This is a genomic window from uncultured Chloroflexus sp., assembly GCF_938091255.1.
In the GTDB taxonomy this organism is placed as follows: domain Bacteria; phylum Chloroflexota; class Chloroflexia; order Chloroflexales; family Chloroflexaceae; genus Chloroflexus.
Genome location: NZ_CALLJH010000036.1, coordinates 69,748 through 84,431, shown reverse-complemented (window position 1 = coordinate 84,431; position 14,684 = coordinate 69,748). Strand labels below are relative to the sequence as shown.

Below are 14,684 nucleotides of genomic sequence, written 5' to 3'. Positions count from 1 at the left end.
CTTATGCCGCTCTATCTTGTGACAGTGGCGTCGCGCGCCGCCGCTTCGCCGCAGACGCTCTATTTGCTGGCTGGCAATGAATTAGTTCCGGCGGCGGTTTCCCTCGTGGTCGATCAGCTCTTACACGATCCGATTGTGCAGCAGGCCCATTGGCAAGTGGTGGAGGAGAATCGGCCTTTGACCGATCCGTTTCTGCCAGCGACCGAGGCGCTAGTGTTGGAAGTGGCCTATCGGCCCGGCGTGACCGACAGCGAGGGTGAGAGTGCGCTTGAAGGGGCGTATCGGTTGGGGGTGCGCGGGATCGAGCATGCCCGCGCGTTGCGCCGCTATCTCTTACCGCCTGACACCGATCCGGCCCAAGCTGCTGCTGATCTGTCCATCGAGGTGGTGCATACGACGATTGCCTACCATTCCGGCCAGCCTAGCCCGGCGCGGACAGCGTTCTACACGATGCTGGTTGCCGATCCGGCCCCGACCAAGCCAGTGGTGGCAACGGTGCCGTTGCGCGCGGCTAATGACGCCGAATTGCTTGAGATTAGCCAGCGTGGGGTACTGGCGCTCGATTTGGCTGAAATGCGGGCAATTCAAGCTTATTTTACGGTGCAGGGGCGCGATCCAACCGATGGCGAGCTTGAGACGATTGCCCAGACGTGGAGCGAGCATTGTTCGCATAAGACCTTTAAAGCCCGCGTGCAGTATGAGCAGCCGCCAGAGGAGTTGCCGACGAATGCGGCGTTGCATCCTATGCTGGCCCGACTGGCCGCCGGCAAGGCTGACATTGACAGCCTCATCCGTACCTTCTTGATGCGGGCAACCGAGCAGGCGTTGGCCGGGCGCGATGATGCATGGGTGTTGAGCGCGTTTGTGGATAATGCTGGCATCCTTACTTTTGGTCACGATTACGAAGTGTCGTATAAGGTCGAGACCCATAACCATCCGAGCGCGCTGGAGCCGTTCGGCGGCGCGAATACCGGCGTTGGCGGCGTGATACGTGATGTGTTGGGCGTATCGGCCCGCCCGATCGCCAATATTGATGTGCTCTGTTTTGGCATGCCCGATGCGCCGCTCCCGCCTCCCGGCGTGCTCCATCCGCGCCGGATCGCGAGCGGTGTGGTCGCTGGTGTGCGCGATTACGGCAATAAGCTCGGCATCCCCACCGTTGGCGGGGCAGTATTGTTCGATCCCGGCTATACGGCTAATCCGCTGGTCTACTGCGGCACGGTCGGCATTGCCCCACGCGGCATGCACCCGCGCAACGCGCGGCCCGGCGATATTATCGTGGTAATGGGCGGGCGCACCGGGCGCGATGGCATCCACGGCGCGACCTTTTCCAGCATTGAGTTGACCCATACTACGGCCAGCGAAGTGGGCAGCGCGGTGCAGATCGGCGACCCGATCACCGAAAAGAAGATGCTCGATGTGCTGTTGCAGGCCCGTGATGCCCAGCTCTATTCGGCGATTACCGATTGCGGCGCCGGCGGCTTGTCGTCGGCGGTCGGTGAGATGGGCGCTGAACTAGGCGCTGAGGTGCATCTCGAACATGTGCCGTGCAAGTACGCCGGTTTGCAGCCGTGGGAAATTTGGCTGTCGGAAGCGCAAGAACGCATGGTGCTGGCCGTGCCGCCAGATCGGCTGGTAGCGCTGCTCACGCTCTGCACCGCCGAAGAGGTCGAAGCAACGCCGATCGGGCGCTTTACCGATGATGGCCGGTTGCGCGTCTATTATCACGATCTAGCGGTCGTTGATCTTGAGATGGACTTTTTGCACAAGGGGCGGCCCCAGCGTACCCTCAGCGCCCGTTGGGAACCGTCGCCGGCGCTGAGACGATCGCCATCGCTCGCTGATGTACAGCCGGAAGCAGCGCTGCTGGCGCTACTGGCCCATCCCTCTATTGCTTCCAAAGAGCGAATTATCCGCACGTATGATCACGAAGTGGGGGGCGGCACGGTGATCAAGCCGCTGGTCGGCGCTAGTCTCGCCGGGCCATCTGATGCGGCAGTGATCAAACCGGTGCCGCACGATCCGGCTGGCTTGGCGCTCGGCTTTGGCATCTGCCCGCGCTATGGCCGTCACGATCCGTATTGGATGGCGCTGGCCGCAATTGATGAGGCGTTGCGCAACGTGGTGGCAGTTGGAGGCGACCCTGACCGCACGGCTATTCTCGATAACTTCTGCTGGGGTGACCCCAAGCAACCCGATCGCATGGCTGGGTTGGTGCGGGCTGCGGCGGCCTGCTATGATGGCGCAGTTGCCTTCGGTACACCCTTCATCAGCGGCAAAGACTCGCTGAATAACGAGTATCGCGATGCGAATGGCAATCGGGTGGCGATCCCGCCCACGCTGTTGATTTCGGCCCTGAGCCACGTTCATGATATTGGCCAGTGCGTGACTATGGATCTCAAGCAGGCGGGTGATGTGATCTACCTGCTCGGCGCGACGCGGGCCGAGTTTGCCGGCAGCCATCTGGCGGCGGTTGGTATGATCGAAGACGCCGGCGCGTTGCCCAAAGTCGATCTGGCGGCGGCGCGTGCCACCTTCCGCGCGATCCATCGTGCCATTCGCGCCGGTTTGGTGCGCGCTTGCCATGACCTGAGCGAAGGTGGCTTGGCAGTGGCGGCAGCCGAGATGGCGATCGCCGGTGAGTTCGGGATGCACCTGACCCTCAATGGGGTTGACCTCGACCCGATCACGTTGCTGTTTAGCGAAACGCCGAGCCGGTTTTTGGTTGCGGTCGATCCGGCGCAGAGCGCAGCGTTCGAGGCAATGCTGGCCGGCTTGCCGCTCGTGCGGTTGGGTGTGGTGACGGCAGCGCCGGAGGTGCAGGCGGTATGGCGCGATCAGACCCTGATCAATCTGCCGGTGGCCCAATTGCGCGCAACGTGGCAACATGGTCTTGACGCAATTAGTGTGAAGGACGAGGAGCTATGAACGGGCAGAGTCCGCTCGATCGGGCCGCATTTGCGGCTGACATCGAGCGCCGGTTGGTGGCTGAGCCAACTGTCGATTTCCTTGGACGCGAAGGCGATATTTTGCAGGTGTGCGTCGCCAATCAACGGATGCGGGTTGATTTGACCAACTTCTACAATGCCTACACGCAGGCGCCTGAGCATCTTGATCTGGTGTACAGCACCCTCTTGCGAGTGCTGCACGAACAGACGCCGGCACGCGAGGCACGCACCTTCACCGAGGTGGCAGATCGAGTGATGCCGATGCTCAAACCGATTACGCTGCTGAACGCGGTGTTTGAAAAGAAGTTGCCGATGCTAGCCTACCGGCCCTTTCTGGCCGATCTGATCATTGCGTATGTGATTGATGAACCGCAGAGGGTAGCCTACATCAACGAGCGCCATTTGGAGCGGTGGGGGATTGGTGAGCACCAGTTGCACGAGCGGGCGTTAGCCAATTTAGCCGCCCGCACTCACGAGCGAGCGCACTTTTTGATGACCGGCGAAGGGGCGCAGCGGCTCATCGTCGCCAACACCCAAGACGGCTACGATGCGACCCGGCTGCTCTTGCCCGATCTGCTGGCGAGCTGGCAGCCCCATTTTCCGGGCAAGATGGTCATTGGTATTCCTAATCGCGATTTTCTGATTGCCTTTAGCGATGCCGACCAAGACATCTTGACCAGCGTCGCGCATCAGATCCAGCTTGATGCCGCCCAACGCGAATACAGCCTGACCGATCAGCTCTTCACTATCGAAGACGGTCAGATTCGAGAGTACATCTGGGAATAGCAGCGCGCGCCATTGCACGATAGCGCGCAAGGAGCGAGAACTCTGCTGGCGGTTGTTATTACCTTTCTGCTGTACGGCGCTGCATGCTGGTTGTGGTGGCAGCAGCGTAATCCGCTTTACGTCTTTGCATTGGCAGCAGGTCAACTGAGCACCCTGCTCGAGCCGTTTTGGCGGCTGTTGTACAGCATTCAAACGGTGCCGTCGCTGACCTCGCTGGTAACGGCGCTGACGACACCTTTCAATGTCACGGCTTCATTTCGCGCAGCATGGCCCGACACTTTGCCGGCGATGATTATTGCGGCGCTCTACCTCTATCGCTGGTGGAATCCCGGCCTGTTGAACGGTCTCTTCACCTACGCCATCTTCATCAGCATACAGTTGTTGGCAAGCGTGCTAGGCTTGCGCGATCCGGCGCCGCCGGCACTGCTCGGTTCATTATCCTTCGGCATCAGTGCCGAGTTGCTGGCAGCGCTGATGAGCGCCACGATCACGTATGGCCTCTGCTACGTCTTTATTACGGTACAGAATTACTCGTGGCCGATCATGGCGGCGGCTATCTTGCCGATGCCGCTCTTCTTGGGCGGGTTGGTCTACGGGGTGACCGGTGCGCCGTTGTTAATCAGCCGGCTGTTGCCCGACGGCGAGTGGCCGACACGAGTAGGATTGGTGCTGACGCTGCTGCTGTTGGGGTGGTGTGTAGCGATTATCACGTCGGGGTTAAACCGGTTAAACCGGGTGGCGTAAGCAAGATAAGCGACACGAGAGTCAGACAACAATCCGCGAACGGCGCTGACGATGGCAACATCACGCTTGACCCCCGAACTCCTGCTTGCCGCCTACCGGCAAGGCATCTTCCCGATGGCCGACGAGAACGGCGAGATCGGCTGGTACGAACCGGTGCGGCGGGCGATCATTCCGCTTGATGAACGCTTTCACGTCCCGCGCCGGTTGGCGCGCACCGTGCGATCGGGGGTGTTTGAGGTAACGTTTGATACTGCTTTCGAGGCAGTGATCACCGCTTGCGCCGAGCCGGCGCCGGGCCGGGAGACAACGTGGATTTCGCCGGAGATCATCCGGGCTTATAGTGAGTTGCACCGGTTGGGCTATGCCCACAGCGTCGAGTGTTGGCGTGACGGCCAACTGGCCGGCGGCCTGTACGGGGTAGCGATAGGCGGTCTGTTTGCCGGCGAAAGCATGTTTCACCGTGTGCGCGACGCCAGCAAAGTGGCGTTGGTGCATCTGGTCGAGCGATTGCGGCGGGGCGGGTTTGTGCTGCTCGACTCGCAGTTTGTGGTGGGGCCGCACATGTTGCAGTTCGGCACGATCGAGATCTCGCGCGGTGAATATCACCGGTTGTTGCGGGTGGCGTTGCGGACGCCAGCGGTATGGTGAGGAAGAGGGCGCGGCCTTGCCGCGCCCATGGGAACGAGGCAGGCCTCGCCCTTACCGTTGTTTGCGTTTGCGTTCGCGGCGGGCTTCGCGGCGACCGGTGGTAGCCACTGGTCGTGGTGTTGCGGGTGTCGCATCAGCCGGTACTTGACGAGGGGTAGGCGCACGGGTACGCGAATTACGCACCAACTCGGGCAGCACATTACGCATGTAGTAAAAGACATAACCGCCCAAGATCAGCTCAATGACAAACTGAATGTAAAACCAGAAACGCAGGTTAAAGGTTGGCGTATTGAGCATTCGGGCCACACCAAGCGCCACACCAAAGCCACCCACAATCATCAGCGCAATCCCCAACTGGCGGAAAAAGGTCGCTTTGGCCACATTCCGCTCAGTGTGCAGCCAGATGAAGTAGGCGCCGCCCGCGACCAGCAGAATCTGCACAATAAAGAATGTCCACGCATACGAGCCAAATGTAGGACTAACAGCCACGAAGTAGTCGAAGAACCCCATAATGACAAGCCTCTCTCCACGGTCGCCGAGCGTCGGTACTGCTAGATTGTGGCGGCGATTATAGCAGCGCCGGGGATGCTCGTCAACCGTCCATGCTCCATTGCACAATGTTCGCACCAGAAACGTGCCACCTTTTTCGCTAGACATATACAGCAAAAGTATGTATAATGTGCAAAACGCCGCGTAATTTGTGAGGGAGTACACTATGCCCTACCGCATTCGTCGCCGGGCCCATGATCTGATCTGGGTGGTGCTGGAGGATCATCTACACTTGGCCGAAGCGGAACGGTACTATCAAGAAATGTGGCGCTTACTTGACCAGTGCCCGAAGCCGACGGATCTGCTGGTGGATGGGCGACGAATCTCTAGCGCTGATTGGGGAGCGCGCCAGCGTACCGAAGCAATCGCGCGCCATAAGCATTTAGGCCGGATTGCCTTTATTGTTTCTGAACATCATTTACTGTTGTTTGCGCCGTTGGTGCGATTTGTTAGTGGGGTTGGTTTGTTTGGCACCGAACAAGAGGCATTACGGTATCTTGGTACGGTGATGGAATATGGAGATTGATAGTTTTTCTGTTCATTACTACTGCAAAACCTGTGCATAATTGCACAGGTTTTGTTCGTTTCATGTTCAGATTGTATTTGAGGCTATGATCTTGCATAATATACTCAGGTTATTATCGCTGACGACAGGAGCAATGGTGCTATGAGCCAGCCGACAGAATTTGTGATGGTGCTGGGGATGCAGCGGTACAGTCAGGATTTCTTTCGTCGCGCCGAGGCTGAGGTGCGCAAAGAGATACCCGATTTCCGCTTGCATATATTTGAAGATCGCGATGTCACCGTGCGCCCGGCTGAGGTTGAGGCGGCGATTGCCCGCTGTCAGTGTCTCATCCTTTCCCTAATTACGTTAAACGAGACAGCCGAGGTATTGATCCCGATGGTCGAGCGCCACGATCCGCCGGTGGTCTTTTCGTTTGAAGGCCTCCCCGAGGTGATGCGGCTGAATAAGGTTGGTTCGTATAATCTTAAGGGTGGCAAGGGCATGCCCAAACCGGTGCAGAATGTGGCGCGGCTGTTAGTCGGCGGGCGCGAGGAAGACGCGCTCTACGGCTACGTCAAATTGCAAAAAATTACCTCAAAACTGATCAATTTCTTGCCCGGCAAGCGGCTTAACGATTTTCGCAACTGGACGAATGTCAATAATTATTGGAATCATCGCAGTATTGCTAATGCAGCTAATATGTTTAAGCTCATCTTGCGCGAGTATAGCGGGATGAGCCATCTGCGGGTTGACCCGGTGGTCGAGCTGCCGAATATGGGGTTTGCTCACCCCGATGCGCCAAAGTTGTTCGCCAATCCCCACGAGTACGAGCGGTGGGAAAAGGAGCGCAACCGCGCGCGCAAAGGTGTGCCGGCTCCGCTCGGTACAGTGGCGGTGCTGTCGTTCCGCGCCCATATCCTTTCTGGCGCTGATTACCCCAATAAGATCGTCCAGACGCTCGAAGCCGCTGGCTTGCGGGTGCTGCCGATCTTTGTGATGGGGATCGAGAGCCATATCGTGGTGCGTGAGTGGCTCAGCCACATGAAGGTCGATCTGGTGATCAACACGATGGGCTTTCCACTGGTCGGCGGCCCAGCCGGTTCGACGAAGGCCGGCTTGACCGTTGATGTCGCCCGCGAGTTGCTCAGCAAGCTCGATGTGCCGTATATCGTCGCCCAACCGCTGTTTGTGCAAGACGAAGACGATTGGCGCGAGCGTGGCGTTGGCCCGCTGCAAAGCACCTTCCTCTATAGCCTGCCTGAAATGGATGGCGCGATCGCACCGGTGGTGTTGGGTGGGATGCGTGGCAGCACGATCACAACGGTGCAAGACCGGATCGAGCGGCTGGCCCGCATTGCGTGCGGGTTTGTCCGTTTGCGCAAGAAGGCGAACCGCGATAAGAAGGTGGCGATTATTGTGTACAATTATCCGCCCGGTCAAGGCAAGGTGGCGACGGCGGCCTTGCTCGACGTGCCGGCCAGCCTGATCGCGATCCTCGATCGGTTGACTGCTGAGGGCTATCAGGTGGGTCGCTATCCGCGCGATCCCGATACCTTCGCGCGCTGCCTTGAAGGTTTGGTGAGCGATCAGCCGCTGCCGCCCGGTCATCCGCCGGTGGTGATGGGGGTGAGTGCCGATCTGAAAGATTTCTACCGCTGGCTGCGGCCCAGCGATCAAGAGCGGATTAATGCTCGCTGGGGTGCGTTCCCCGGTGATATTGCCCCGCTGGGGCGCGATAAAGTGCGCTTGGCCGGTACCCAGATCGGCAATATCTTTATCGGCGTGCAACCGGTGATCGGTATGCCCGGCGACCCGATGCGACTGCTGTTCGATAAGGAAAATACGCCGCACCACCAGTACGCCCTCTTCTACCGCTACCTCAGTGAGAGCTTTGGTGCCGATGCGATCATTCATCTCGGCATGCACGGCACCGCCGAGTGGATGCCCGGCTTGCAACTTGGCCTGACCGATCGCTGCTGGCCTGATATTTTGCTCGGCGATGTGCCGAATTTTTATGTTTACCCGATCAACAACCCTGCCGAGGCCAATATCGCTAAGCGGCGCGGCTATAGCACCATCATTGGCCACGCTATTCCGCCGTATGGCCGGGCCGGTCTCTACCGTGAATTGCAAGCGTTACAAGACTTATTGGCTGAATACCGCGAGCGACCGGCAGCAGTCGCTGACGATGACCAAAGCCCAGAGGCGGTTGCGATCATGCAGAAGATCGCGTTGCTCAACCTTGATAGCGATCTGGTGCGCCAGCCCAACGAGCCGTTTAGCCGCTTCGCTTCGCGGGCCTACGCCTATCTGCGCGATTTAGCGGCGACGATGATTACCGATCGCTTGCACGTGTTGGGCAGTGCCCCGCCGCCCGAAGAGCAACTGACCCTGATCGTCGAGACGCTCAAGGTGCCGCGCGGCGAGTTGCCCGGTTTGGCTGATCTGTTCCTCGCGGCACGGCGCGTTACAATGCGCTACGGCGACGTACTGGCGCGGGCGCGGCAGGGTGATGCTGAAGCGTTGGCCCTGCGCGACGAGATTGAGTCCCGCTGCACCGAATTCGTCCAGCAGACGGTCTTTGGTCATCTGTCGCCCGATCAGGCTGCGCACCAGTTTGGCTTGCCTACCGGCAACGAAGTGCTGGGGCTGATCCAGCATGGGCGAGCGTTGCTGGCGGCATTGCGCGATAATACCCAAGAACTTGACTACCTCATGCGCGGGTTAGGCGGTCACTACATTCCGGCAGCCCCCGGTGGCGACATTATCCGCGATGGGGTGACGGTGCTGCCTACCGGGCGCAACATCCACAGTCTCGACCCCTTCCGGGTGCCGACCGATAGCGCCTACGAGCGCGGCGCGCGCATCGCCGAGGCGTTGATTGCTTCTCATCGCGCCGAAACCGGCCAATACCCAGAGACAATTGCGCAGGTGTTGTGGGGTCTCGATGCGATTAAGACGAAGGGCGAGTCAATCGGTATCGTGCTCGGCCTAATCGGCGCGCGCCCGGTGAAGGATGGGCAAGGCAAAGTCGGGCGCTACGCGCTCATCCCGCTGGCTGAGCTGGGCCGGCCCCGGATCGACGTGCTTATGACTGCCTCCGGTATCTTCCGCGACATCTTCGCCGGCACGATGGATATGCTCGACCGGTTGGTGCGGGAAGCGGCTGAGGCCGATGAGCCGGTGGAGATGAACTTCATCCGCAAGCATGTGCAAGAGCTAATGGCTACCGGCAAGAGCTTCGATCAGGCGACGGCGCGTATTTTCACCCAAGCTGCCGGCACTTACGGCACCGATGTCGATGAGGCGATTGAAGGCAGTGCGTGGGAGAAGCGGGAAGAGCTGGAGGAGCTGTTCATCAAGCGCAATGCCTACGCCTTTGGCGGGCGGCAGAATGGTGAAGCGCAGCCAGAGGTATTGCGCTCGTTGCTCGGTACGGTCAGCCGGGTAGCGCAAGAGATCGATAGCGTTGAGTACGGCTTGACCGATATGCAGCACTACTACGGTTATTCAGGTGCGCTGAAGGCTGCCGCCGAACGGGCCACCGGCCAGCGGGTCCCGCTCAATTTTGTCGAGAGCTTCACGGCTGAGACGAAACTGCAAACGCTTGAGCAGACGCTGCGGGTCGAATACCGTACCAAGTTCCTTAACCCGAAGTGGTACGAAGGTATGCTGCGTCACGGCCACAACGGCGCCGCCGAGATTGCCAGCCGCTTCACCTACATGCTCGGCTGGAGCGCCACGACCGATGCGGTTGATAAGTGGGTTTACGACGAAGCTGCCAAGACCTTCGTGCTTGACGACGCCATGCGCACCCGGATCGAGCAGCTCAATCCGGCGGCGGCGCGCAATATGGTAGGTCGCCTGCTCGAAGCGAACGCACGCGGGATCTGGCAGACCGACGAAGAGACGTTGGAACGGCTGCGTGAGTTGCATGCCGATCTGGAAGATCGGTTGGAGGGGGTGGCCTAGGGCCGTATGACGGCACCGGGAGAGCCAACTGCGGCTCTCCCGGTTTTGTTTTTCTGAGGCGCGGCGAGGGTGTATCTCTCGCTGATGTTGCAATCTGGCGGCCGCATCTTTAGATTACCCTACCCATCCCCCTTGACAAGCTGGGAAACTAGTTGTATCCTCCAAATAGTTTGAAAAAACAAACTATTTGGAGGATCAAATCGTGTACCACGAACTCGACCCACCCTACACCCCAGAGCGCGTCGCCGAGTTGTTCAACCTCGTGCATAGCGAGCTGATGGGCCAAAGCATGGAGACGCTCTTACAATTCTTGCAACGGACGAACCTCTCGATGCCGCGCCTGATTGCACTGATGCACATGCACCGTTGCCAAACGGCGACCATCTCATCGCTGAGCGAGCATCTCAATTTAACGATGGCAACCACCAGCCAGATCGTCGATCAACTGGTGCAAGATGGGTTGGTAGAGCGCAGCGAATCACCGTATGACCGTCGTCAAAAGCTCGTCTCACTCACGCCCGCCGGAGCGCGGCTGGTGGCTGAAGCGCGCCAGATTCGCTTGAGCGAAGCTAGCCGTCATCTCCGCCAGTTGCCGCCTGAGCTGCTCGAGCGGCTCGGTCAGGCGCTCAGTGCGGCGTGCCGCGAGTGGAACCTCGCGACGGCTGAGTAACCTTATACGCAGTGAGTGCGCCTTCGTTGAAGATAGCGTGGATGCCGCGCTGTCATGGGTGTCTGTTTGCAATACGCAAAGACGCGAAGGCGGCAACGGGTGCGAGGCTTTTGTGTTGGAAGGTATGAGGGTACATGTGACGATCCATCCTAACCCTTTGCGTGGATCACTTCTGCGCCTTCAGGTTGGAGGAGATTGCTGGTGGGCTACGTTCCCTCACCCTAACTTGAGGGTAAGATAGACAACATTTGACATAAGTTTGGCAAGACAAGGAGTTACCCAACCGTATGGCTACGACCACATCGCCAACGACTGTAGCTACAACCCGGATTGATTACGCCGTGACGCTTGATCAGCGCAGCAAAGTGCTGATCTTAATCGGAGTCTTGCTTGGTCTGTTTCTCTCGGCGCTCGATCAGACGATTGTCTCGACAGCTTTGCCGCGGATCGTGGCCGATCTGAAGGGGATCGAACTGATCGGGTGGGTTTCGACCAGCTATCTGCTGGCATCAACGGCGATGGTGCCGATCTACGGCAAGCTGTCAGATATCTACGGGCGCAAATATGTCTTATTGTTCGGGATCGTGGTCTTTTTGCTTGGCTCGCTGTTGTGTGGCTTAGCCGGTGATATGACCCAGTTGGTCTTCTTCCGCGGCTTACAAGGCTTTGGCGCGGCGGCGCTCACCTCAACCGCTTTCGCCATTCCCGCCGACCTGTTCGCACCAGCGGAACGGGCGCGCTATATGGGTCTGTTTGGCGCCGTATTCGGCTTGTCGAGCGTGGTGGGACCGTTTATTGGCGGTCTACTGACCGACAACCTGAGCTGGCACTGGATCTTCTTCGTCAACTTGCCGTTGGGCGTGATAGCACTCGGCTTTATCATCGCCAAGCTGCCACGCTTGCACAGCGGCCTCAAACCGGCGATTGACTACGCCGGCGCAGCAACGTTGCTGCTGACGGTGATCCCATTCTTGCTAGCGTTGACACTCGACAAGAATGACTTTCCGTGGACGTCGCCGCTGATCGTGAGCTTGTTTACCGTCAGCATAGTTGGCTTGATCTTCTTCCTGCTGATCGAGCGGCGGGCTGAATCACCAATCTTGCCCTTACACCTCTTCCGCATCCGCACCTTCACCCTCACCGCAATGATCGGCGTCACGGTTGGCGCCACTCTCTTTGCGGCAATCTTCTTCCTCTCGCTCTATCTGGTCAATGTGCTCGGCGTGAGCGCCACTGCCGCCGGCACTACGCTCATTCCACTCACCCTTAGCCTTGTGGTTGGGGCGATGGTGTCATCACAGATCGTGCAGCGCACCGGGCGCTACAAGTGGGTGATCATCGGCGGTATGGCGATTATCGTCGCGTCACTCTGGTGGCTGACAACGCTCACCCCTGAGACGTCGATCTGGATGGTGCGGCTGCGCATGATCGCACTTGGTCTTGGTCTTGGCCCCTCGATGCCGATTCTCAATCTGGCGATGCAGAACGCGGTACCGCGCACCGATATGGGGGCGGCAACGGCCAGCCGGCAATTCTTCCAGCAGATCGGACAGGTGGTGGGTTCGGCAGTCTTCGGTGCGCTGCTCACCAGCGTCTTGACCACGACTCTGAGTGCGAATCTGGCTCCGATTCAGGCCCAATTGCCGCCGGCAATGGCTGCTCAGTTCGACAGCAGCGCGCTGCGCAATGGGATGGGTGCCGGCGAAGGGGCAAGCGGCGAAGTGGTTGATCCGGCAGTACGGATCGAACAAGCGATTGCCGAGCAATTTGCCGCCCGGCGCGAGTTGATCACGCGCGCGCTGCGCGATGCTGATCCGGCGGCAATCGAGGCGCTACGCGCTGACCCGCAGATCCCTGATCAGCAGAAGGCGATGCTGGATATGGTTGGGAGTTTGCCGGCAGTCGCCCGCACGCAGGCACTCGACCGGGTGTTGGCGCAGCTTGACCAAGCCGAGCAGACGGCCCGTGCCGAGGGTCGGGCGATCGGCGAGCAGATCAGTGCAGCCCTGAAAGATGCCTTCACTACCAGTGTGACAACCATCTACTGGTACGCGATTTGGTTGGCAGTGATCGGGTTGGTGCTGGCATTGTTCATTCCCGAACTGCCGCTCCAACGCAGCTACGGCCAAGATTTGCCGCCAATGATGGAGTGAGCAGTCGCAACGCGAGCAAAGGGCGTTGCTTGCCCCCTCCCCCGCTGGGGGAGGGGAGGACGACTCCTCCGCCGGAGGAGGGATCAGGTAGGAGAGGAAGCCAAAAGGACGTGAACATCGCCGAGGGCGTAGGGGATGGGGATAAACTCCGCATCCTCTGCGCTCTCGGCGTCCTCTGTGGTAAACATTCTGCCCAACTTCCTCAGCCCAGCACTGGCGGCGATGGCGGCGCAAATCCCGGCTGCATTGTCGCTGGCGCAGTGTGACCGGCGGCATGAAAGGGCGATGGACACTTCATAGGCGACAACCGGCCAGCACGCAACCGCCGCCTCACTGCACAGCCTCGGCCAGTAACCGCATCGCCAAACGGTGCGCATCGCTGTTACGATAGCCCTTCATCGCCGTCGCATCGCGCCAGACCGTCTTCTTCCAAACAACATTGCCCCACTCGAAGCGGATGGCGATATGAACAATGCCATCGGCGCGTTAGTCCTGCACCATCGTGCGCCAGACAAAGAGTGGCATGAGGAAGACCGAACGGACGCGCAAGCGGGTAATCGAGACTTTCTCAATTGATAGTGTTTATTTATGATGTAAATACACAACGTTAATTTATTTTTGTCAAGCGGCTACTCCCATCACTAGTCAAGTCAGGTATAATACACAAAAGATCCGTCCGATATGGCAACGAGGTGTTATGTGGCTACTCCACGATCTCGTCGTGGTCGCGGCCAAAAACGCAGTTCCGCATTAACGGTGCAGCGGCGGTTATGGCTGATCAGTCGGTTTGTGCGCGGCCCGGCGACACCCGCCGAGCTAATCGCCGACGCGCGCCGCACCTTCGACTCTGGTATTTATCCTGCTAACGCACTGGTTGCGCTTCGCCACGATTTCAACGCGCTCCGCAGCGAATTTCTCTGTACAATCGAACGCCAACCTGACGGGCGCTACGCACTGACCGATTTTGGCCGGCTTACCTTACTCAATCTACCTGACGAAGAGCTTGAGGCATTGGCCTTTCTCATCACAATGTTCAGTGAAGGCAACTGGCCAAACGGCCCGCAGGTACGATCGCTACTCGATCACGTCATTGCGTTACTACCGCCAGAACGGCGGTCAAACCTCCGCCAACAGCAGGAAATGGAGATTGAATTCCCCCAAAGCAGCCAACCGGTTGATCAACAATGGTTAGCCCGACTCAAGCGCAATCTGCGCCGCCATGCGCTACGCTTTCTCTACCGCTCAACCTTTAGCCAAGAACCGGAAGCGCATCGGGTGGCGCCGGTACGGCTCTTGATGCGCGACGGCCATATCTATCTCGAAGCCTACTGCTACAGTTCACCTCATCCGACGACGGTAGGGCGCTACGTACCCTACCGGGTTGACCGCATCATTCCCGATTCGCTGCACGTCGAACGGCGGGTCTTGCCACCCGAACTGCCGCCGCGCAAGATGTGGTCATTGCGTTACCGACTCTCGCCGCAAGTGGCGCGCAACCGCGACGTAGCGCTCTGGTTTCCCAACAGTTCAGTGACGTATCACCCCGACGGCAGTGCCGAGATCTCGGCCCAAACCAGCGATCTGTGGCAAGCCGAGCAGATTCTGCTCCGCTACCGCGAACATTGCCGCGTGCTCGAACCGGATGAGTTGGTGGAAATGATCCGGCAGACGATCGAGCGGATGCGTGCGGTATATGCCGAGTAAAGGGA

At 59.1% G+C, this 14,684-nt stretch carries 10 protein-coding genes; 9 read left to right on the top strand and 1 reads right to left on the bottom strand.

The genetic code is table 11. The annotated features are described in order from the left end of the window. Positions 1-3 precede the first annotated feature (3 nt). The 4 genes from purL to aat are packed head-to-tail and all read left to right on the top strand — an operon-like array spanning position 4 to position 5,126. Positions 4-2,928 carry a phosphoribosylformylglycinamidine synthase subunit PurL gene (purL, locus tag Q1A00_RS13170; protein WP_299757246.1) on the top strand — a complete coding sequence of 975 codons (2,925 nt, stop codon included), beginning with the start codon at positions 4-6 and terminating at the stop codon, positions 2,926-2,928. Next, positions 2,925-3,734: a DUF1444 family protein gene (locus Q1A00_RS13165; protein WP_298405330.1), complete on the top strand. Its 810-nt coding sequence runs from the start codon at positions 2,925-2,927 to the stop codon at positions 3,732-3,734. Before purL ends, Q1A00_RS13165 begins: the two co-directional genes overlap by 4 nt. 12 nt (positions 3,735-3,746) lie before the next feature. Next, positions 3,747-4,478, top strand: a complete 732-nt coding sequence (locus Q1A00_RS13160; RefSeq protein ID WP_298482645.1) for a hypothetical protein — start codon at positions 3,747-3,749, stop codon at positions 4,476-4,478. A gap of 51 nt (positions 4,479-4,529) precedes the next feature. After that, entirely contained in the window at positions 4,530-5,126 is a 597-nt protein-coding gene (gene aat, locus Q1A00_RS13155) for a leucyl/phenylalanyl-tRNA--protein transferase (protein WP_298405335.1), read from the top strand. 51 nt (positions 5,127-5,177) lie between these two features. On the opposite strand, the gene Q1A00_RS13150 is transcribed toward aat, so the two are convergent. Then, complete coding sequence (locus Q1A00_RS13150) at positions 5,178-5,753, bottom strand: hypothetical protein (protein WP_298490059.1); 576 nt, start codon at positions 5,751-5,753, stop codon at positions 5,178-5,180. 88 nt (positions 5,754-5,841) lie between these two features. Between Q1A00_RS13150 and Q1A00_RS13145 the strand changes: the two genes are divergently transcribed. From Q1A00_RS13145 to Q1A00_RS13125, 5 genes are all read left to right on the top strand, one after another. Next, positions 5,842-6,201, top strand: a complete 360-nt coding sequence (locus tag Q1A00_RS13145; protein ID WP_298405341.1) for an STAS/SEC14 domain-containing protein — start codon at positions 5,842-5,844, stop codon at positions 6,199-6,201. Between the two features lie 141 nt (positions 6,202-6,342). Beyond that, positions 6,343-10,152 carry a magnesium chelatase subunit H gene (gene bchH, locus Q1A00_RS13140; RefSeq protein ID WP_298405344.1) on the top strand — a complete coding sequence of 1,270 codons (3,810 nt, stop codon included), beginning with the start codon at positions 6,343-6,345 and terminating at the stop codon, positions 10,150-10,152. A 202-nt stretch (positions 10,153-10,354) separates the two neighbouring features. Continuing rightward, on the top strand, positions 10,355-10,822 hold the full coding sequence (locus Q1A00_RS13135; protein ID WP_298405348.1) for a MarR family transcriptional regulator: 468 nt from the start codon (positions 10,355-10,357) through the stop codon (positions 10,820-10,822). A gap of 287 nt (positions 10,823-11,109) precedes the next feature. Further along, entirely contained in the window at positions 11,110-12,975 is a 1,866-nt protein-coding gene (locus Q1A00_RS13130) for an MDR family MFS transporter (RefSeq protein WP_299757239.1), read from the top strand. 699 nt (positions 12,976-13,674) lie between these two features. Beyond that, the gene (locus Q1A00_RS13125; protein ID WP_298405354.1) at positions 13,675-14,679 is read left to right on the top strand and encodes a WYL domain-containing protein; all 1,005 of its coding nucleotides are present in this window, start codon (positions 13,675-13,677) and stop codon (positions 14,677-14,679) included. Positions 14,680-14,684 lie beyond the last annotated feature (5 nt).

Excerpts from the sequence above, each read along its gene's own strand:
- purL (WP_299757246.1), top strand. The coding sequence starts at position 4 with ATGCCGCTCTATCTTGTGACAGTGGCGTCGCGCGCCGCCGCTTCGCCG.
- Q1A00_RS13165 (WP_298405330.1), top strand. The coding sequence starts at position 2,925 with ATGAACGGGCAGAGTCCGCTCGATCGGGCCGCATTTGCGGCTGACATC.
- aat (WP_298405335.1), top strand. The coding sequence starts at position 4,530 with ATGGCAACATCACGCTTGACCCCCGAACTCCTGCTTGCCGCCTACCGG.
- Q1A00_RS13145 (WP_298405341.1), top strand. The coding sequence starts at position 5,842 with ATGCCCTACCGCATTCGTCGCCGGGCCCATGATCTGATCTGGGTGGTG.
- bchH (WP_298405344.1), top strand. The coding sequence starts at position 6,343 with ATGAGCCAGCCGACAGAATTTGTGATGGTGCTGGGGATGCAGCGGTAC.
- Q1A00_RS13130 (WP_299757239.1), top strand. The coding sequence starts at position 11,110 with ATGGCTACGACCACATCGCCAACGACTGTAGCTACAACCCGGATTGAT.